The sequence below is a fragment of the Streptococcus sp. NSJ-72 genome, from assembly GCF_014334035.1.
GTDB classification, from domain to species: Bacteria; Bacillota; Bacilli; order Lactobacillales; family Streptococcaceae; genus Streptococcus; species Streptococcus constellatus.
The window spans coordinates 1,433,089-1,453,166 of record NZ_CP060489.1 but is presented as its reverse complement, the minus strand read 5'-3'; the positions used below and the strand labels follow the sequence as shown (position 1 = coordinate 1,453,166).

At 38.2% G+C, this 20,078-nt stretch carries 16 protein-coding genes and 1 pseudogene; 15 read left to right on the top strand and 2 right to left on the bottom strand.

Features of this window, described 5'->3' with window-relative positions:
* Positions 1 to 19: 19 nt before the first annotated feature.
* Together galE and H8787_RS07090 are read left to right on the top strand one after the other, a co-directional pair.
* Positions 20 to 1,039 (top strand): UDP-glucose 4-epimerase GalE, encoded by a 1,020-nt coding sequence (gene galE / locus H8787_RS07095; RefSeq protein ID WP_187327759.1) that lies wholly within the window; start codon positions 20 to 22, stop codon positions 1,037 to 1,039.
* 258 nt (positions 1,040 to 1,297) lie between these two features.
* Complete coding sequence (locus H8787_RS07090; protein ID WP_003068681.1) at positions 1,298 to 1,879, top strand: class I SAM-dependent methyltransferase; 582 nt, start codon at positions 1,298 to 1,300, stop codon at positions 1,877 to 1,879.
* A 522-nt stretch (positions 1,880 to 2,401) separates the two neighbouring features.
* On the opposite strand, the gene H8787_RS07085 is transcribed toward H8787_RS07090, so the two are convergent.
* Complete coding sequence (locus H8787_RS07085; protein ID WP_187327758.1) at positions 2,402 to 3,484, bottom strand: M24 family metallopeptidase; 1,083 nt, start codon at positions 3,482 to 3,484, stop codon at positions 2,402 to 2,404.
* Positions 3,485 to 3,748: 264 nt separating this feature from the next.
* Between H8787_RS07085 and ccpA the strand changes: the two genes are divergently transcribed.
* The 13 genes and pseudogenes from ccpA (at position 3,749) to ftsY (ending at position 18,511) form a co-directional block, all read left to right on the top strand.
* Positions 3,749 to 4,753 (top strand): catabolite control protein A, encoded by a 1,005-nt coding sequence (ccpA, locus tag H8787_RS07080; protein WP_037596820.1) that lies wholly within the window; start codon positions 3,749 to 3,751, stop codon positions 4,751 to 4,753.
* A 91-nt stretch (positions 4,754 to 4,844) separates the two neighbouring features.
* The gene (locus tag H8787_RS07075) at positions 4,845 to 5,843 is read left to right on the top strand and encodes a glycosyltransferase family 4 protein (RefSeq protein WP_187327757.1); all 999 of its coding nucleotides are present in this window, start codon (positions 4,845 to 4,847) and stop codon (positions 5,841 to 5,843) included.
* 1 nt (position 5,844) lies between these two features.
* Positions 5,845 to 7,158 carry a glycosyltransferase family 4 protein gene (locus H8787_RS07070; protein ID WP_187327756.1) on the top strand — a complete coding sequence of 438 codons (1,314 nt, stop codon included), beginning with the start codon at positions 5,845 to 5,847 and terminating at the stop codon, positions 7,156 to 7,158.
* Between the two features lie 26 nt (positions 7,159 to 7,184).
* Positions 7,185 to 7,517, top strand: coding sequence for a hypothetical protein (locus tag H8787_RS07065; RefSeq protein ID WP_006268722.1), 333 nt, complete (start codon positions 7,185 to 7,187; stop codon positions 7,515 to 7,517).
* A gap of 300 nt (positions 7,518 to 7,817) precedes the next feature.
* On the top strand, positions 7,818 to 8,519 hold the full coding sequence (gene yycF / locus H8787_RS07060) for a response regulator YycF (protein WP_048801004.1): 702 nt from the start codon (positions 7,818 to 7,820) through the stop codon (positions 8,517 to 8,519).
* Positions 8,512 to 9,864 carry a cell wall metabolism sensor histidine kinase VicK gene (gene vicK, locus H8787_RS07055; protein WP_037596825.1) on the top strand — a complete coding sequence of 451 codons (1,353 nt, stop codon included), beginning with the start codon at positions 8,512 to 8,514 and terminating at the stop codon, positions 9,862 to 9,864. Before yycF ends, vicK begins: the two co-directional genes overlap by 8 nt.
* Position 9,865: 1 nt before the next feature.
* Entirely contained in the window at positions 9,866 to 10,669 is an 804-nt protein-coding gene (locus H8787_RS07050) for an MBL fold metallo-hydrolase (RefSeq protein ID WP_039677204.1), read from the top strand.
* A 91-nt stretch (positions 10,670 to 10,760) separates the two neighbouring features.
* A pseudogene (locus H8787_RS09955) lies at positions 10,761 to 11,030 on the top strand (YbaN family protein); the annotation flags it as partial.
* Positions 11,031 to 11,165: 135 nt separating this feature from the next.
* Complete coding sequence (gene rnc / locus H8787_RS07045; protein ID WP_003068697.1) at positions 11,166 to 11,864, top strand: ribonuclease III; 699 nt, start codon at positions 11,166 to 11,168, stop codon at positions 11,862 to 11,864.
* Complete coding sequence (gene smc, locus H8787_RS07040; RefSeq protein ID WP_187327755.1) at positions 11,855 to 15,388, top strand: chromosome segregation protein SMC; 3,534 nt, start codon at positions 11,855 to 11,857, stop codon at positions 15,386 to 15,388. The genes rnc and smc overlap by 10 nt, the downstream gene beginning before the upstream one ends.
* Position 15,389: 1 nt before the next feature.
* Positions 15,390 to 16,184 (top strand): Cof-type HAD-IIB family hydrolase, encoded by a 795-nt coding sequence (locus H8787_RS07035; RefSeq protein WP_003025135.1) that lies wholly within the window; start codon positions 15,390 to 15,392, stop codon positions 16,182 to 16,184.
* The gene (locus tag H8787_RS07030) at positions 16,184 to 16,996 is read left to right on the top strand and encodes a Cof-type HAD-IIB family hydrolase (RefSeq protein WP_003068700.1); all 813 of its coding nucleotides are present in this window, start codon (positions 16,184 to 16,186) and stop codon (positions 16,994 to 16,996) included. The genes H8787_RS07035 and H8787_RS07030 overlap by 1 nt, the downstream gene beginning before the upstream one ends.
* 12 nt (positions 16,997 to 17,008) lie before the next feature.
* Complete coding sequence (ftsY, locus tag H8787_RS07025) at positions 17,009 to 18,511, top strand: signal recognition particle-docking protein FtsY (RefSeq protein WP_187327754.1); 1,503 nt, start codon at positions 17,009 to 17,011, stop codon at positions 18,509 to 18,511.
* A 52-nt stretch (positions 18,512 to 18,563) separates the two neighbouring features.
* Here the strand turns inward: ftsY and zwf are convergent, their stop codons facing one another.
* The gene (gene zwf / locus H8787_RS07020; protein ID WP_187327753.1) at positions 18,564 to 20,051 is read right to left on the bottom strand and encodes a glucose-6-phosphate dehydrogenase; all 1,488 of its coding nucleotides are present in this window, start codon (positions 20,049 to 20,051) and stop codon (positions 18,564 to 18,566) included.
* Positions 20,052 to 20,078: the final 27 nt, after the last annotated feature.

The following is a 20,078-nucleotide window of genomic DNA, read 5'->3' as shown; positions in this document are numbered from 1 at the left end:
TTGTCTTTAAAGGAGAATCATGAAACATAAAATTTTAGTAACAGGTGGAGCGGGATTTATCGGAACTCACACCGTTATTGAGTTAGTTAATGCTGGACACGAAGTTGTTATTGTTGATAATCTAGTGAACAGCAGTAAAAAAAGTGTAGAAGTTGTAGAACGAATTGTTGGTCAAAAAGTTCCATTTTACCAAGTAGACATTCGTGACAAGAAGGCTTTACTTGAAATTTTTAAAGACGAACAACCGACAGGAGTTATTCATTTTGCAGCCTTGAAAGCAGTCGGTGAATCAACACAGATTCCGCTAACATATTACGAAAACAACATTACAGGAACATTGACATTGTTGCGTGTCATGGAAGAAGTTAAGTGCAAAAATATTATTTTTAGCTCTTCTGCAACAGTTTATGGTGATCCGCAGACTGTTCCAATCTTGGAAGATTTCCCGCTTTCAGTCACGAATCCTTACGGACGTACAAAACTAATGATTGAGGAAATGCTGACAGATATTTACAAAGCTGATTCAAGCTGGAATATTGTTTTACTTCGTTACTTCAACCCAATTGGTGCGCATGAAAGCGGTGATCTGGGCGAAAACCCAAATGGCATTCCAAATAATCTTTTGCCATACGTGACACAGGTTGCTGTTGGAAAATTAAAAGAAGTTCAAGTATTTGGTAATGACTATCCAACAGTTGACGGTACCGGTGTGCGTGATTATATTCATGTGGTGGATTTAGCAAAAGGACATGTCGCAGCTCTTTCAAAACTTGAAGGAGATGCAGGAATGAATATCTACAATCTTGGAACTGGTAAAGGATATTCTGTATTAGAAATCATTCAGAATATGGAAAAAGCAGTAGGTAAGCCAATTCCTTATAAAATTGTTGACCGTCGTCTTGGCGATATTGCCATTTGTTATGCTGACTCTACAAAAGCAAAAGAGGAATTAGGTTGGGAAGCACAATTTGATATTACGCGTATGTGCCAAGACGCTTGGCATTGGCAAAGCAAACATCCAAATGGGTTTGATGACTAAATAAAAGGATATTTCAACTAGTAAGCGAGGTCGGGATAATGGTTTCTCAACCTCGCTTTTTAATAGAAATAAGCCTGACGTATAGTAGCTGATTGCTCAACCTATTGCTTTGAGATTTGGGAAAGAGCTTGCTATTTTTTTAGGAAGCTTGTATGAATGATAAGCTGATAGTAATTTCAAAATGAATTTACTAAGAAATTAGAAAACCAGTTAAGCGTTTTTCTGGAAGAATGACTTACTTTCTGTTAAACTAAAAGTATGGAACATAATTTTAATCATAAAGCAGAATCATTTGATTCTCCCCAAAATAGATTTATTGCCGATCTCATTCGTCAAGAGTTGGAAAAGCAAGTTGTAGATTTTTCTGACAAGCATATTTTAGATTTTGGCGGTGGTACCGGATTGGTGAGTCTGCCATTGGCAACTCAATCCAAGTCAGTCATGCTTGTTGATATTTCTGACAAAATGCTTGAGCAGGCTCATCTAAAAGTAAAGAAGCAAGCCATTAATAACGTTCATTTATTGCGGCAGGATTTACTGTCAACTCCATTAAATCAATTGTTTGACATCATTTTAGTCAGTCGTGTTCTTCATCATATGTCAAATATTGAAGAAACTTTGAATGTGTTTAGAAATCATCTTGCTGATGACGGACAACTTTTTATTGCTGATTTTGTCAAAACAGATACAAATCATCATGGTTTTCATCTTGCTGATTTGGAAGGAAAACTGTCTCAAAGCGGTTTCTCATCAGTCCAATCTCAGATTATTTATAGTGCAGATAAACTCTTTTTAGGAAATTATGCGGAGCTTTTCTTGACACTAGCACAAAAAATATAGAATTGAACAAAAATCTTTTTTTGTAGACTTTGATTTTCTTTTACTTTATAAGTTCAGTATGAAAAATATTCTCGGATTTTACAGTAGTTATTGCCCCTATCAGTTGTTTATATTATAATAAGTATCAATATATAAAGGGGTTATGGGTTTATGAAGGTATTGTCACAAGATTTTTTCGACGCATATCAGACTGACACTTTTTCATTAAACTGGAAGCATTCTACTAGAATAGTACATCTTTATTTTTTGAGTTTTCAAGTTATTTAATTTCATATTGAGCAGAACAAAGTGCGCTCCCATAATTTGGGAACGCACTTTCTCTATATTTCTTATATTCTTGAGCTTAACGATATAAGCTGGTCGGATGAACACCCAAGGGTGTTTGTACAGGTTAAACTTCTTCTAAGATAAGGTCAATAACCGTTAGATTGCAAGCTTTATTGAACATTTTTCGTGGTAAAATATTTCTGCGTTTCCACTTAATTTGTAGTTACTTTATTATACCAAGCCTAATTTTAGCATTTAATCAAAATAGAGTAAATCTTTGCTTGTGCTTGTAAAGACTTCAAAGCCATTTTTTGTGACATGACCACAGTCTTCGATACGGACACCGACTTTTTCTGGAATGTAAATTCCTGGTTCGACAGAGAAGCACATGCCTTCTTCGATAACCATGTCGTTACCTTCCATGATAGATGGAAATTCGTGAACACTCATACCGATACCATGTCCTAAGCGATGATTGAAATATTCTCCATAACCGGCTTTTTCAATGACCGTGCGAGCAGCACGATCGACTTCATGAGCGGTTACACCTGGTTTGATAAAGTCTAGAGCAGCCCGTTGAGCTTCAAGTGTTAGATTGTAAATCTCCTTTTTAAATTGATCTGGTTTCCCAACAGCAACTGTTCGTGTCATATCGCTGGCATAACCGTTGACCATACAACCCAAGTCAAACAGAAGAAGTGCATTGTTTTCTACTTTGTTAGCACCTGGAATGCCATGCGGATTAGCAGCATTATTGCCTGTCAAAACCATCGTTTCAAAACTCATCTCATAGCCAAGTTGCTTGATACCGAAATCAATTTGAGCAATGATATCTGTTTCTGTCTTATCGAGAGAAATAGTATCAAAACCAATGCTGATAGCTTTATCCGCGTATTCTCCTGCGACAAACATTTTCTTGATTTCATCTGCTGATTTGATGAGGCGCATACGATTGATGTAAGGCGTTAAATTGGTAAATTCAGCTTGTTCGAAAACGGTGTGTAATCCATTGTATTTGGTCAAAATCAAGTTATCAAATTCAACAGCAGTGTTTCGGAAACTGCCCGCTGGCAAGGCTGCTTTGATTTTTTTCCAAGGGTTTTCCGAGTCAACATAACCGACAACCTTAAAATTAACAATCGCACTAGCTCGTTCTACCTCAAGAGCAGGAACAAAGAGCAGCGGTTCATGATTTGTGAAAATAAAAAGAAACATTTGGCGTTCATGAGGGTCGCTATAAAATCCTGTTAAATAATTGATCGTTACAGGATCAGAAACGATAGCAACGTCTGCTTTTTCTGTTTCCAGATAAGAAATAATTTGATTTATTTTTGTCATTCTATTACCTTCTTTCTATGCTCTATTTTTGCAAAAAATAGAGCAAAAAGCAAGGGTAGAATGATAACTTTTTTAATACTTCAGAGATTTTATCAATTAAGTAAATTTTTCTTGTAAAATAATGGATAAAATTGCTAAAAAGTTACCGAAAGAACAAGATTTTTCAAAAAGTTATCAAAATGCTTGAAAGTGTTTCCAATAAGTGATAAAATGATTTTGGTAGGAATGTGAAAACGATATTTTCAATAATAGAAAGGATAATTTATGAACACAGACGATACTGTAACGATTTATGATGTCGCCCGTGAAGCGGGAGTTTCAATGGCGACCGTTAGCCGTGTCGTAAACGGCAATAAAAATGTAAAGGAAAATACAAGAAAAAAAGTCTTGGAAGTCATTGACCGCCTTGACTATCGACCAAATGCAGTTGCTCGTGGACTTGCAAGTAAGAAAACGACAACAGTAGGAGTTGTCATTCCAAACATTACAAGCAGTTATTTTGCAACGCTTGCGAAAGGAATTGATGACATCGCAGAGATGTATAAGTATAATATTGTTTTGGCAAATAGTGATGAGGATGATGACAAGGAAGTTTCTGTTGTCAATACCTTGTTCTCAAAACAAGTGGACGGCATTATCTTTATGGGATATCATCTAACAGAAAAGATTCGTTCTGAGTTTTCTCGTTCAAGGACGCCGGTTGTACTTGCAGGAACGGTTGACGTGGAACATCAATTGCCAAGTGTTAATATTGATTACAAACAAGCAACTATGGATGCAGTAGAGCACCTCACTAAAAACAATAAAAAAATTGCTTTTGTGAGTGGACCTTTGGTAGATGATATAAATGGTAAGATTCGTTTGATTGGTTACAAAGAAGCGTTGAAAAAAGCAAAACTTTCTTATAGTGAAGGGCTTGTCTTTGAGTCTAAATACAGCTATGAGGATGGCTATCAATTGGCAGAGCGTGTCATTGCTTCTAAAGCGACAGCGGCCTTTGTGACTGGCGATGAACTGGCAGCTGGATTGTTAAATGGCTTATCAGACAAAGATGTAAATATACCAGAAGATTTTGAAATCATTACTAGTGATGATTCGCAGGTAGCACGTTTTACTCGTCCAAATTTGACGACAATTGGACAACCTTTGTACGATCTTGGTGCGATTAGTATGCGCATGTTGACTAAGATTATGCACAAGGAAGAGTTGGAAGAACGTGAAGTGGTGTTAGCTCATGGTCTTATTGAGCGCCGTTCAACAAGGAAGTAAGGGAGAGACCGCAAGGTCTTTTTCTTTTGCTTTTATAATGCATTGACCTTCTTGGTTTAATTTTTTCCATCTTTTGGGTATAATAGAAGACATGAAAGTATTACTTTATTTAGAAGGCAAGGCCGTTTTGGAAAAGTCGGGTATTGGTCGAGCTTTGCAACATCAGATGAAAGCTCTAGACTTGGCTGGGATTCCCTACACGACAGACCCTTCGGGAGATTATGATGTGGTGCATATCAATACCTATGGACCTAGGAGTTTGCGACTTTTGCATAAAGCTAAAAAGCAAGGAAAAAAAGTGATTATGCATGGGCATTCGACTAAGGAGGATTTTCGCAATTCATTTATTGGGTCGAATCTTTTTGCTTCTGCTTTTGGTAAGTATCTAGCACATATGTATCAAATGGCAGATTTTATCATTACACCATCTGAGTATTCCAAAAAATTGATTCAGTCTTATGGCGTGACAACACCGATTGTGGCTGTTTCTAATGGGATTGATCTCAATAAATATAAAAAAGATCCTCATAAAGAGATGGTATTTAGAAAGCATTTTAATATTCAAGAAGGTAGTAAGGTAGTTGTCTGTGCAGGGCTTTATTTCAGACGCAAAGGGATAGAAGACTTTGTAGAAGTAGCACGCAGAATGCCAGATGTTCGCTTTATTTGGCTGGGAAGCATTAACAAGTGGATCATTCCACGTAAAATCAGAAATCTTGTACTGTTTAATCATCCTAAAAATGTTGAATTTCCAGGTTATTTCAAGGGGGCTGTTTTTGAAGGAGCTATGAGCGGCAGTAGTCTCTTCTTTTTCCCTAGCTATGAAGAGACGGAAGGAATCGTTGTGTTGGAAGCGTTGGCTAGTCATCAACACGTGGTTTTGCGAGATATTCCCGTATATGAGGGCTGGATTGATGAGCAATCAGCTGAATTGGGGCATAATGTAGATGAATTTGTAGACTCTATCCAAAAGATTTTGGATGGTAAAGTAGATAAGCGAGAAGCTGGCTATAAGGTGGCGCAGAGTCGTTCAATTGATGATGTGGCTTATAAACTTGTGGATGCTTATCAAGAAGTATTGGAGATGTAGCATGCGAATTGGTCTTTTTACGGATACCTATTTTCCTCAAGTTTCTGGAGTGGCAACGAGTATTCGTACTTTGAAAACAGAATTAGAAAAGCTTGGACATACTGTTTTTATTTTTACAACGACAGATAAGGATGTCAATCGCTATGAAGATTGGCAAATTATTCGAATTCCGAGTGTGCCATTTTTTGCTTTTAAAGATCGTCGGATTGCCTATCGTGGTTTTTCAACAGCCTTAGAAATTGCACGTCAATATCAATTGGATATTATTCATACTCAGACTGAATTTTCTTTAGGTCTATTAGGTGTTTGGATTGCGAAAGAGTTGCGAATTCCAGTTGTTCATACTTATCATACACAGTATGAGGATTATGTACGCTATATTGCTAAAGGCATGGTTATTCGTCCTGGCATGGTCAAATACATTGTTCGCGGATTTATGAGTGATTTGGATGGTGTGATTTGTCCGAGCGAAATTGTTTATGACTTGCTCATGAAATACAAAGTAAAAGTAGAAAAACGTGTTATTCCGACTGGAATTGAGTTGGCTAAATTTGAACGTCCAGAAATTACTTCTGAAAATATTGCAGATTTGCGAGACAAATTAGGGATTGCTAAAGATGAAACCATGCTTCTCAGTCTGTCGCGTGTTTCTTATGAAAAGAATATTCAGGCAATTTTAGCTGCTCTGCCGGCTGTTTTGGAAGAAAATCCAGATGTGAAATTGGTAGTGGCAGGAGATGGACCTTATTTGTCTGACTTAAAAGCACAAGCCAAACGGTTGAACATTATAGATGTAGTTATTTTTACAGGTATGATTGCACCCAGTGAGACAGCCTTGTATTATAAAGCGGCGGACTTCTTTATTTCAGCTTCAACTAGTGAGACGCAGGGTTTGACTTATTTAGAAAGTCTAGCCAGTGGCACTCCGATTATTGCTCATGGTAATCCTTATCTAGACAATGTTATCAACAATAAAATGTTTGGAACGCTTTATTATGAAGAACGTGATTTGACGGGAGCAATTTTGGAAGCTGTTATTGCAACACCGGATTTAGATGAAAAGAATTTTGCTGCAAAATTATACGAAATCTCTGCTGAAAACTTTGGACGTCGTGTCTATGAATTTTATCTAGATTTGACTATTTCAAAAGATTTCAACAATGACTTGTATCCAGAAGTTTCAGCCAGCAGGAGGTTGGCACAATCAGTTATGCATTTGCCACAAAAAGCAATTGCTCTTCCTGTAAACGGTTCAGCGCGAATATTTAAAGCCTCAAAACGACAAATCAAAAATATACAGAAATACCTAAAATAAAACTTCTAGACCAGTGAGGTAAGAAAATGCGGCGTGCTCTTCCTTTCTTAGCTATATTACTCTTTTTCTATTTATTATTTGATGGCATTGTTCAGATGATACCGATGGACGAATTGTTACGAAAGAGTTTGGTGGTGAATAATCTTCTTGTTTATTCACCACTGGCAACATTCTTTGTGGCAGCTATTTATGCAGGTTTGTACGGTTTTTCTCGTCGTTTCGTGCTTTTAGCGACGTTGATGTTTTTTGTGACTATTTTGACCTTTGGTGAATGGATTTTACTATATCATGTGGCTTATTTTATATGTTTATTAGTGGGGACGCTGCTGGGTTATGGAGTATTTCGCTGGAGAAAGTGAGATAAATGATCACTAAGCAGTTGGACATTTGCTCCTTTAGGAAGTTACTACAGTAGCAGTGAAAAGTTAAGATCATTGCAGCGTGTCTTGGAATCTTTTCATAAAAATTTAATGAATGGTCTAAGACTTTTGTCTTGACCTTTTTTGATATTCAAAAGAACACCCTATCGAAGAGAATGTGTTATATTTTTAACATATTTGTTCTAAAATTGTAAAGTAAAGAAATACTGTTTTATGGGTTGAATTGGTAAATTTTAAGGAAATTTTGGTATAATGAAAAGATAGAAAAAGGTGAATAAAATGAAAAAAATATTAGTTGTAGATGATGAGAAACCAATCTCAGATATTATAAAATTTAACATGGTAAAAGAAGGTTATGAAGTAGTGACAGCCTTCAATGGTCGTGAAGCATTAGAGATGTTTGAAGCAGAACGTCCAGATATTTTGATTTTGGACTTGATGTTGCCTGAACTGGACGGCTTAGAGGTGGCGCGAACGATTCGGAAAACGAGCAATGTTCCCATCATTGTTCTTTCTGCCAAAGACAGTGAATTTGATAAAGTCATTGGTCTCGAAATCGGAGCAGATGACTATATGACAAAGCCGTTTTCTAATCGTGAGTTACAGGCGCGTGTCAAAGCTATTTTGCGTCGCACAGATTTGACAATTGAAAATCAAGAAGCAGAAGCTGCTCCGACAGAGATTGTGATTGGAGATTTGCAGATTTTGACCGATGCTTTTGTCGTGAAAAAGCATGGTGGAGAATTGGATTTAACACACCGTGAGTTTGAATTGCTACACCATTTGGCCACGCATATCGGGCAAGTAATGACGCGTGAACATCTACTAGAAACGGTGTGGGGATATGATTATTTTGGAGATGTTCGGACTGTTGATGTGACAATTCGCCGTTTGAGAGAGAAGATTGAGGATATTCCCAGCCGACCAGAGTATATTTTAACGCGGCGCGGTGTTGGATATTATATGAGAAACAATGATTGATAATATTAGACAATTTGTTGTATCAAGGGATTTTGTTTTTGTCTTACTTATTTTAGGATTTATTTTGGTCATTACGCTGCTCTCCTTGGAAAACAGACGTGATAATATTCGTATTCGCCGATTGAATCAAAAAGTGAAGGATTTAATCGCGGGAGATTATTCAGAAGTTTTAGATATGCAAGGTGGTCCGGAAATTACTGATATTACAAATAGTATCAATGACTTATCTGAGGTAATTCGCCTAACGCATGAAAATTTAGAGCAAGAAACCAAACGCTTGTCTAGTATTTTGTCCTATATGACAGATGGTGTTCTTGCGACCAATCGTCGTGGGCAGATTATTATGATTAATGATATGGCGACCAAGCAATTGGGAGTCAAAGAGTCTGAAGCACGAAAGATGAATATCTTAAAATTGTTGGATGTTGAAGACGAATATGATTTACGAGACTTGATTACGAAAGTTCCAGTGTTGACCATTGATTCGCAGGATGAAAATGGAGAGTTTTTAAGTTTACGTGTCCGATTTGCCTTGATTCGTCGAGAGTCAGGCTTTATTTCAGGGCTGGTTGCTGTGCTGCACGATACAACGGAGCAGGAGAAAGAGGAGCGTGAGCGGAGACTATTTGTTTCCAATGTTAGTCATGAATTGCGTACTCCCTTGACCAGTGTCAAGTCTTATCTGGAAGCATTAGATGAAGGTGCCTTGTCAGAACCAGTCGCACCAGATTTTATTAAGGTTTCGTTAGATGAAACCAATCGGATGATGCGAATGGTTTCAGACTTGCTGAGTTTGTCACGTATTGACAATGCTACCAGTCATTTGGATATTGAGCTGACGAATTTTACAGCTTTTATCACGTTTATTTTAAATCGTTTTGACAAAATCAGAAGTCAGAATGATGATAAAAAATATGAAATCATTCGTGATTACCCCATTAACTCCATCTGGGTTGAAATTGATACGGATAAGATGACACAGGTTATTGATAATATCATCAATAATGCTATTAAATATTCTCCTGACGGCGGTAAGATCACAGTGAGTATGAAAACAACCGAGACCCAAATGATTTTGTCTATATCAGATGAGGGCTTAGGGATTCCTAAAAAAGATTTACCGAAAATTTTTGACCGCTTCTATCGTGTAGACAAAGCAAGAAGTCGTGCACAAGGTGGATCCGGATTAGGTTTAGCTATTGCTAAGGAAATTATTAAGCAACATCACGGATTTATCTGGGCAAAGAGCGAGTATGGCAAAGGCTCAACCTTTACTATTGTCCTGCCTTATGATAAGGAAGCTGTCAAAGATGATGATTGGGAAGAAGATGAATTAGAAGGGTAGCATGAACGAGAAGGGATTTAAGTACAGTATTTTAGCGTCAGGTTCTACTGGCAATTGTTTCTATTTAGAAACCCCAAAGAAGAAGTTGCTGATTGACGCCGGCTTATCTGGAAAGAAAATTACCAGTTTGCTGAGTGAAATTGATCGTAAGCCAGAGGATTTGGATGCTATTTTGGTGACGCATGAACATAAAGACCATATTCATGGTGTGGGTGTTTTAGCACGGAAATATCATTTAGATATTTATGCTAATCAAGATACTTGGAATGCTATGGAAACAGCACTTGGAAAGATTGATGTCAGTCAGAAGCATATTTTTGAAATGGGAAAAACGAAAACATTTGGTGATATTGATATTGAAAGTTTTGGAGTCAGTCATGATGCGGTTGCACCACAATTCTATCGATTGATGAAAGATGACAAAAGTTTTGTTTTGCTGACGGACACTGGTTATGTCAGCGATCGGATAGCAGGAATCATTGAAAATGCAGATGGCTATTTGATTGAATCAAATCATGATATTGAAACCCTGCGCAGTGGTACTTATCCTTGGAGTTTAAAGCAGCGAATTTTGTCTGATCAAGGACATTTGTCGAATGATGATGGTGCTGAAACTATGATTCGTACTCTAGGGATACGGACAAAGAAAATCTATCTAGGACATCTCAGCAAGGAAAATAATACTAAAGAATTGGCTCATATTACAATGGTCAATCAATTGGCACAGGCTGATTTGGCAGTTGAGCATGATTTTCACATTTATGATACCTCACCAGATACGGCAACTCCATTGACTGATATTTAGGAGAGTCAATGTGAATTTTTATTTAATCATTTCATTGCTTTCACTGCTTTAACTTTAGCTGTTTTAAGGGGATCTTGTTGAAGCTCTCCTTTTACTGCTGTCTGTTGTTTGCTTTTTCACGCAGTTCTAAGCGGTTTGAATAATGGTTGTACCACACTAAGTTGTATCAAATCTATGTAGCAGACTTTCGTGAAACAGGAGTTATTGCTTATGCGCGGAAAAAAGAATTCTCATTTTTATTTATATTCTAATGGGAATTTCAATCTTCTTTGCACTAATTATTTGAGTCAAACTTGCTTTGGTGGGACTCACTCTTTTTATAACTTACTATTTATTCAAAGTTATTCCAGATAAGGAATGAAAATTCATTTCATCTCTAGTGAACTTTTGCTATCAAATTCTTGGTATCGTTGGAGTATCAAGGATTTTTTTGATATAATAATAGAGAATTTGTTTTCGTTTTAAAAGAAAAAAGTTCTTCTTGAAAGGAGAAAAAATGAGAGATTTACATAAAGTTTTGAGTAAGCAATTTGGAATTGTCTTCCAAAATGAGAGGTTGTTGGAAACAGCTTTTACTCATACTAGCTATGCTAACGAGCACCGCCTCTTAAACATTTCACATAATGAGCGCTTGGAATTTTTAGGAGACGCTGTTCTGCAATTATTGATTTCAGAATATCTGTATAAAAAATATCCGAAGAAACCAGAAGGAGACTTATCAAAACTCCGCTCGACGATTGTGCGTGAAGAAAGTTTAGCTGGCTTTAGTCGAGATTGTCAGTTTGATCAATTTATCAAATTGGGTCGTGGCGAAGAAAAATCAGGTGGTCGCAATCGTGATACCATTCTCGGCGATTTATTTGAGGCCTTTTTAGGTGCCCTTCTGTTAGATAAGGATGTGGAAGCCGTTAAGAAATTCCTTTATCAAATCATGATTCCAAAGGTGGAAGCAGGAGACTTTGAGCAGGTGATTGATTACAAGACCAAGCTACAAGAACTGCTCCAAGTCAATGGTGATGTTGATATTGTCTATCAAGTTATCTCTGAATCTGGTCCAGCTCATGCTAAAGAATTTGATGTATCTGTGTCAGTAGATGGCAGAGTGGTTGGGCAAGGGCAAGGTCGCTCTAAGAAATTAGCAGAGCAGGAAGCTGCAAAAAATGCGTTTGAAAAGGAAAATTATTCATGTATTTAAAAGAAATTGAAATTCAAGGTTTCAAATCTTTTGCAGATAAGACTAAAGTCGTTTTTGACCCAGGAGTGACTGCTGTCGTTGGGCCAAATGGATCAGGAAAGTCTAATATCATAGAAAGCCTGCGTTGGGCGCTGGGAGAATCTAGTGTTAAAAGCCTTCGTGGTGGCAAAATGCCAGATGTTATTTTTGCGGGTACGGAGAGCAGAAAGCCGTTAAATTATGCTTCAGTTGTGGTCGTATTGGATAATAAAGATCGTTTCATCCAGCAGGCTGCAGATGAGATTCGTGTAGAACGCCATATTTATCGCAGTGGAGACAGTGAATATAAAATTGATGGCAAAAAAGTGCGCTTGCGAGATATTCATGACTTGTTTATGGATACTGGACTTGGACGAGATAGTTTTTCTATTATCTCTCAAGGAAAGGTAGAAGAGATTTTCAACAGTAAGCCAGAAGAGCGCCGTGCTATTTTTGAAGAAGCAGCTGGAGTGTTGAAATATAAGACCCGCCGTAAGGAAACTGAAAGCAAGCTAACTCAAACACAGGATAATTTGGATCGTTTGGAAGACATTATTTTTGAGCTAGATAGTCAAGTAAAGCCGCTTGAAAAGCAAGCTACGGTAGCTAAGCAATTTTTGAAATTAGACGAAGAACGGCGGACTCTTTATTTGGATGTATTGATTGCCCAGATTGTCGAAAATAAAATGCGGCTGAATACAACGGAGGGACAGCTAGCAAGCATTCAGCAGGATTTATCTGCTTATTACAATAAGCGAGATCAGCTGGAGCAAGAAAATGCTCTTCTAAAAGAAAAACGACATGCTTTGCAAAAACAAATGGCAGATGATCAAGCAAGTCTATTGGAATTAACACGTTTAATCAGTGATTTAGAACGTCAAATTGAAGTTTCAAAATTGGAGTCTAGTCAAGCTGCCAGCAGTCGGAAAGAAAATGAAGAACGTTTACAGGGACTAGAAGAAAAACGAGCTGTAGCTCAAAAAGAATGGCAGGAAAAAAATGAGCAACTGATCGATTTTTCGAAAGAATTAGAGCAAAATCAACAGGCTATTCATAAATTAGAATCTGAAATTGAGACATTTTCGGATGATCCTGACCAGATGATTGAAAAATTACGTGGTAAATTTGTCCAATTGATGCAAGAAGAAGCAGACTTGTCAAATGACTTAACTGCTTTGGAAAGCCGTTTAGCCAATGAATTGCAATTATCTGAAAGCAAGCAAGCAGAGTTTGCCAAGTTACAAGAAAATTTAAAAAACACACAAGCAAACGAACAGAACCAGCTAGAAGATTTGGAAACAGCTCGACAGTCGGTTCAACAGTTGTTGGTAGATTACCAGGAACAGCTTAAGCGAGTTCAAAGTGTGAAAGAAGATTATCAGCAAAATCAAGCAGCAATGTTTGATATGATGGATGATGTAAAGAATAAAAAGGCACGCATTGGTAGTTTAGAAGCTATTTTAAAAAATCACAGTCATTTCTATGCTGGGGTAAAAAGTGTGCTGCAAGAAGCAGATCGATTAGGTGGAATTATTGGGGCTGTCAGCGAGAAATTGAGCTTTGACCCACATTATCAAACGGCACTTGAAATTGCGCTTGGAGCAAGTAGCCAGCATATCATCGTTGAAGATGAGCCGGCAGCGACACAGGCAATAGAATTCTTGAAGCGCAATCGAACAGGACGGGCGACTTTTTTGCCATTAACAACGATTAAAGCACGCCATTTGCCAGATCATCATCGAGCGATCATTGAAAAGAGCACTGGTTTTCTTGGTCTAGCTTCATCTTTGGTGCGTTATGATATGAGTTTAGAGCATATTTTCCAAAACTTGCTGGGAACGACAGCGATTTTTGATACGGTAGAAAATGCCAGAGCAGCTGCTCGCAAAGTTCGTTATCAAGTACGAATTGTCACGCTGGATGGAACAGAGTTGCGGACAGGTGGTTCTTATGCGGGTGGTGCTCATCGGAATAACAATACGATTTTCATCAAGCCAGAATTGGAAGCTTTGCAAAAGGAACTTTCTGAGAAGAATGTGATCTTAGCAGAACAAGAGAAGAGAGTGGAAGATTTGCACACGCTGTCAATTCAATCCACGAATCTTTTGGAAGAAATAAAAACAGATGGCGAGGAAGCACGGTTAGCCGAACAAAAGGCTCAATTTGCCTATGAGCAAACACACAAACAAGTTGAAGACTTATTTGAGCTTCTGACTTTGCAAGAACGCGAGCTATCTCGCGAGGTGCTTCCTGACATGGCAGAACAAAAAGAAACACTAATCAGGCATCTTGCAGAGATTGAGCAGGAAAAAACAGAAACAGAAACAGAAATTGAACAGATTAAGTCAGATAAAGACGCTGTTCAAGCGCGTCTAGATAAATTAACAGCATGCTTATCTGAGCTTCGTTTGGCTCGTACGGAAGTGACAGGTCATCAGCGTTATGTTCAGGCAGATCTCACCCGTTTATCTAATGAACAAGCTGAATTGGATAAAGAGATTTCAACTTTACAATTCTTGATGGAGCAAAAGGAAGAGACGGTTGCAAAAGTAGATATTGCTATCTTAGAAGAGCAGTTAGCAAAGGCAATGCAAGAAAAGACAGCTTTGAGTCAAGCAAGCATTCGTCATCAGTTTGAGTTGGACGATTTGGAAGGTCAAACCGAAGACAATACGAGTCATTTGGAACAAGTGCGCCACCAAAATGAAGATTTAATTCGCAAACAAGCCAAAACAGAAGCTGAAAAAGATAAGGTTGCAGACGTCCTTCGTCGTCTTCTGACGAATTTGACAGATGATTATCAAATGTCTTTTGATGAAGCTAGCAAACAGGCTCACCCACTAGAAAATCTAGCTGTTTCTGAAACCAAGGTCAAGGACTTAGAAAAAGCTATTCGGGCACTGGGCCCAGTCAATCTTGATGCGGTAGAGCAATTTGAAGAAGTCAGTCAACGCCTCCATTTCCTCAATACTCAGAGAGATGACGTACTCTCTGCGAAAAATCTGCTTTTGGATACCATCGAAGAAATGAATGATGAAGTAAAAGAACGCTTCAAAACAACTTTTGAAGCAATTCGTGAGAGTTTCAAGGTGACTTTCAGACAGATGTTTGGCGGTGGTTCAGCTGATTTGATTTTGACCGAAGGCGATCTTCTGACCGCTGGGGTAGAAATCTCAGTACAACCACCTGGTAAGAAAATTCAGTCGCTCAATCTGATGAGCGGAGGAGAAAAAGCTCTGTCAGCTTTGGCATTACTCTTCTCCATTATCCGTGTCAAAACGATTCCATTTGTCATTTTGGATGAGGTGGAAGCTGCACTTGACGAAGCCAATGTTAAACGTTTCGGAGACTATCTCAATCGTTTTGATAAGGACAGCCAGTTTATTGTGGTGACCCATCGTAAGGGAACAATGTCTGCAGCGGATTCTATCTATGGAGTGACCATGCAAGAATCTGGTGTGTCAAAGATCGTTTCCGTTAAATTAAAAGATTTAGAAAGTATGTAAAATGAATATAAAATTAGTTGCAACAGATATGGACGGCACCTTTTTAGATGACAAAGGTCAGTTTGACATGGTTCGACTTAAGAACTTATTGCTTCGTTTTAAAGAAAAAAGTATCTATTTTGCAGTAGCCAGTGGACGCGGTTTGCTGTCATTAGAAAAGCTATTTGAGGACGTGCAAGATGAGATTATCTTCATTGCTGAGAATGGTAGTTTGGTAGAATTTCGTGGAAAAGATCTTTATGAAGCAACAATGTCTAAGGATTTTTATCTATCAGCTTTTGAGAAATTAAAAACATCTCCATATATCAATATCAATGAATTGCTTCTGACAGGGAAAAAAGGTTGTTATGTCTTGGAGACAGTTGATCCAGCTTATTTAGCTTTCAGCACTCATTATAATGAAAATATCCAAAAAGTTGCTCGCTTGGAGGATATTACAGATGAAATTTTCAAATTTACCACCAACTTTTCTGAAGAAACAGTTGCTGCTGGTGAAGCTTGGGTTAATCAACACGTTCCTGGTGTCAAAGCCATGACAACAGGCTATAAGTCAATTGATATTGTTCTAGACTATGTGGATAAAGGAGTTGCTATTGTTGAATTAGCGAAAAAGCTAAATCTTGAGATGGATCAGGTCATGACATTTGGAGATAATCTGAATGACCTACACATGATGCAAGTTTCTGGTTATCCCATTGCCCCTGAAAATGCTCGTCCAGAGATTTTGGAAGTAGCCAAAGAGGTCATCGGACACCATGCAGCGCATTCAGTCATGACTTATATGGAGGGCTTATAATGGTAGATATAAAATTGATTGCTCTAGACTTAGATGGAACATTGCTAAATTCTGACAAAAAAATTTCTGCTCGAAATTTAGCAACTCTTAAACTGGCACAAGAACAAGGAATCAAGGTTGTTTTAACGACTGGTCGACCTCTTAAAGCAATGGAACTTTTCTTAAACGAATTGGGTGTTGCTAATCAAGAGGATGAATACACCATTACTTTTAATGGTGGTTTGGTGCAACGCAACACAGGTGAAATTCTTGATAAAACAGTTTTTGCTTATGATGATGTGACCCGTATTTTTGAGGAAACAGAAAAGTTGGGCTTGCCGTTAGATGCGATTTGTGAAGGGACTGTTTACCAAATCCAGTCAGATCATGAGTCGCTTTATCAAACTTGTAACCCTGCTTTAACATTTGAGTCTGTTTCGTTTGCAGATTTATCTAGCCAACAAACTTATAATAAATGTGTGACAGCTTATGCACCAGATCTACTTGATCGTGGTATTGCTCAATTTTCGTCTGACTTATTTGACAAATATGAAATTTTTAAGTCACGCGATATGCTGTTAGAATGGTCTCCAAAGAATGTTCATAAGGCAAATGGCTTAGAAAAATTGATTAGTCATTTAGGAATTGAACAAAGTGAAGTCATGACTTGCGGAGATGAAGCTAACGATTTATCTATGATAAAATGGGCAGGGCTTGGTGTAGCTATGCAAAATGCAGTAGCAGCAGTCAAAGAAGTTGCCAATGTGGTGACGCCGATGACGAATGATGAAGATGCTGTTGCTTGGGCTATAGAAAAATATGTACTGAAATAAAGGAGGAATCTGATGGGGTTATTTAATCGCCTTTTTGGTCGCCAAAAAGAAGAAAAACCAGTTGAAAATATTCTTGAAGAAGCTGTAGAAATAGTACCAGAGGATAATCAAGGAAAGAATCTAGAAGTAGCAGAAAAGGATTCTGTAGAGAATGCGCAATCTGAGAATCTAGATGAACAAAAGCTCCAGACAGAACTAAAAGAACGGCTTGCTGAGGATAAAATGCGTCTTGAAACCATTCAAGAAAAAGTAGAAGAAATAGATTCGGAAATGGCCGAGACAGAAGCAAGGATAGAGTCAGATGAAAGAGATTCACAAGTTCCAGAAAGCCATGCTTTGCAAAGTGAAATGGCAGATTCACAACCCGTAAACAAAGAAAAATCTTTTTCTCAGACTCCAACCCAGCAAGCAGGTGCTGCTGCAGATTTACAGGCTCGTTTAGTGGAAGCTAGACGACTACAAGCAGAACAAGAAAAAATGAGGCAACTGGACGAAGCGAATGCAGCAAGTGCAGAAACAATCTCGGAAAACTTTTCTAGCCTAACATCAACTAATGAAGCAGTTGATGCAAATTCATCTATTCAGGAAGAAACGGTTCAGGAAAAGTATGACCGCAGTCTCAAAAAGACACGGACAGGATTTGGAGCCCGCCTTAATGCTTTTTTTGCAGCTTTCCGTTCTGTAGATGAGGAATTTTTTGAAGAGTTAGAAGAACTCTTGATTATGAGTGATGTTGGGGTGCAAGTTGCTTCCAATCTGACTGAGGAATTACGTCAAGAAGCTCGCCTTGAAAATGCTAAAAAACCAGATGCCCTTCGTCGGGTCATCATCGAAAAGTTAGTAGACATCTATGAAAAAGACGGTCAATTTAACGAAAAAATTAATTTACAAGACGGTCTGACAGTTATGCTTTTTGTAGGTGTGAATGGAGTTGGAAAGACCACTTCCATCGGGAAATTGGCTTATAAATATAAACAAGCTGGCAAAAAAGTTATGTTAGTTGCAGCAGACACTTTCCGTGCAGGAGCTGTTGCTCAACTGGTGGAATGGGGACGTCGAGTAGATGTTCCTGTTGTGACAGGTCCAGAAAAGAGTGATCCAGCTAGTGTTGTTTATGATGGCATGGAGCGTGCAAAGGATGAAAATGTAGATATTCTCATGATTGATACAGCTGGACGTTTGCAAAACAAAGATAATCTCATGGCAGAGTTGGAAAAAATTGGACGAATTATTAAACGGGTAGATCCTGTTGCGCCGCATGAAACTTTCTTAGCTCTGGACGCTTCGACGGGACAAAATGCCCTTGTTCAGGCGAAGGAATTTTCAAAGATTACGCCAGTAACGGGGATTGTTTTGACAAAAATTGATGGAACTGCGCGTGGTGGTGTCGTTCTTGCAATCCGCCAAGAACTCGATATTCCAGTTAAACTGATTGGATTCGGAGAAAAAATTGACGATATTGGAGTATTTAACTCTGAAAACTTTATGAAAGGGCTCTTGGAAGGATTGGTATAAGAAAAAAGACTTGCAATTCATTCATTTTGCAAGTCTTTTGCATATATTTACTTTAACCCAATCGTCCTTCTTTGCGATAGGTTTCGTCTGGTTGCCAATTCCAATGAGCTTCAAATTGGTTAAGGAGATCAAAGCTAGCTTTGGGTCCCATAGTACCTGATTTGTACTGATGAAGAGGGACTTCGTTGTTTGCCCACAGGGATTCAATGCGATCAATCAATTCCCAGCTAGAACGTACTTCGTCCCAATGGCTGAAATTGGTTGAGTCATTGTTTAGCACATCGTAGATGAGCTTCTCATAAGGTTCTGGTGATGCGCCAGAAGCGGTTGCATCTGTACGATAATCAAGTGTCAGCGGAGCTAAGTTAAATTGCTCGCCTACTTCTTTGCCATTCATGCTAAGTGAAAATCCTTCAGTCGGCTGAATGTAAATCGTCAGTACATTTGGTTGAAGCGAGGAGCTGAAAATAGATTCTATTTGTTTGAAAACAATGTTGACATGGGTTCCTTTGGCAGTGAGACGTTTTCCAGTACGAAAGAAGAATGGCACACCACGGAAACGATCGCTGTCCACAAAGAACGCACCAGAAACAAAGGTTTCAGTGGTAGATTCTGGCTCAACATTTGGTTCACTGCGATAGGAAATATATTTTTTTCCGTCCACTTTTCCAGAAGTGTACTGACCACGAATGAAAAGTTTTTTCAGGTCATTATCGGTAGATTTGTGCAAGTGCTTGAAAACCTTAATTTTTTCAGCCCGAATGTCATCTTTAGTAAATGCTTTGGGCTTATCCATAGCAAGTAAAGATAGGAGTTGAAGCGTATGATTTTGCACCATATCACGCAAGGCACCTGAATGATCGTAATAGCCACCGCGCTCTTCCACGCCTAACTTTTCCGCAAAGGTAATCTGTACATTGTCAATATAATCACGATTCCAGACATTTTCAAAAAGAAGATTAGCAAAGCGAATGGCAAAAATACTTTGAATCATTTCCTTGCCGAGATAATGGTCAATACGGAAAATCTGCTCTTCGTCAAATGTTGCTAACAAATCATCGTTTAGTTTGCTAGCAGAGGCAAGATCTGTGCCGAAGGGTTTTTCTACAATTAAGCGTTCAAATCCTTTCCCATCTACAATTTGCTCGGATTTGAGATGTTTGGCAATCGTCCCAAAAAACTGAGGAGCCATAGATAGGAAGAAAAGTTTATTGTGTTCTGCTTGATAGTGCTCATTGAGATGATTTTGTAGTTTTCTTAATTCAATATAATGCTCGGTATCTTGGACATCGTGACTTTGGTAATAGAAATGGCTAGCAAAGTCTTGCGCTTGCTCAGGGCTGTCTGCGAGGTCTGTAATAGACTCAACCACGACAGATTCAAAATATTCCTTGCTCCAAGGTCTGCGAGCAGTTCCGATAACTGCAAAATGTTTAGACAAATTACCAGATCTATACAATCTAAAAAGAGAAGGATAAAGTTTTCTTTTTGCTAAATCTCCACTGGCACCAAAAATTGTAATAATCACTTTTGAAGACATTTTGAACACCTGTTTTCTAATATTTTA

Bases quoted from the DNA above. Each gene is read 5' to 3' on its own strand.
- ccpA (WP_037596820.1), top strand. From the start codon at position 3,749: ATGAACACAGACGATACTGTAACGATTTATGATGTCGCCCGTGAAGCG.
- smc (WP_187327755.1), top strand. From the start codon at position 11,855: ATGTATTTAAAAGAAATTGAAATTCAAGGTTTCAAATCTTTTGCAGAT.
- H8787_RS07030 (WP_003068700.1), top strand. From the start codon at position 16,184: ATGGTAGATATAAAATTGATTGCTCTAGACTTAGATGGAACATTGCTA.
- ftsY (WP_187327754.1), top strand. From the start codon at position 17,009: ATGGGGTTATTTAATCGCCTTTTTGGTCGCCAAAAAGAAGAAAAACCA.
- H8787_RS07075 (WP_187327757.1), top strand. From the start codon at position 4,845: ATGAAAGTATTACTTTATTTAGAAGGCAAGGCCGTTTTGGAAAAGTCG.
- rnc (WP_003068697.1), top strand. From the start codon at position 11,166: ATGAGAGATTTACATAAAGTTTTGAGTAAGCAATTTGGAATTGTCTTC.
- H8787_RS07085 (WP_187327758.1), bottom strand. From the start codon at position 3,484: ATGACAAAAATAAATCAAATTATTTCTTATCTGGAAACAGAAAAAGCA.
- H8787_RS07070 (WP_187327756.1), top strand. From the start codon at position 5,845: ATGCGAATTGGTCTTTTTACGGATACCTATTTTCCTCAAGTTTCTGGA.
- yycF (WP_048801004.1), top strand. From the start codon at position 7,818: ATGAAAAAAATATTAGTTGTAGATGATGAGAAACCAATCTCAGATATT.
- galE (WP_187327759.1), top strand. From the start codon at position 20: ATGAAACATAAAATTTTAGTAACAGGTGGAGCGGGATTTATCGGAACT.
- H8787_RS07050 (WP_039677204.1), top strand. From the start codon at position 9,866: ATGAACGAGAAGGGATTTAAGTACAGTATTTTAGCGTCAGGTTCTACT.
- H8787_RS07035 (WP_003025135.1), top strand. From the start codon at position 15,390: ATGAATATAAAATTAGTTGCAACAGATATGGACGGCACCTTTTTAGAT.
- zwf (WP_187327753.1), bottom strand. From the start codon at position 20,051: ATGTCTTCAAAAGTGATTATTACAATTTTTGGTGCCAGTGGAGATTTA.
- vicK (WP_037596825.1), top strand. From the start codon at position 8,512: ATGATTGATAATATTAGACAATTTGTTGTATCAAGGGATTTTGTTTTT.
- H8787_RS07065 (WP_006268722.1), top strand. From the start codon at position 7,185: ATGCGGCGTGCTCTTCCTTTCTTAGCTATATTACTCTTTTTCTATTTA.
- H8787_RS07090 (WP_003068681.1), top strand. From the start codon at position 1,298: ATGGAACATAATTTTAATCATAAAGCAGAATCATTTGATTCTCCCCAA.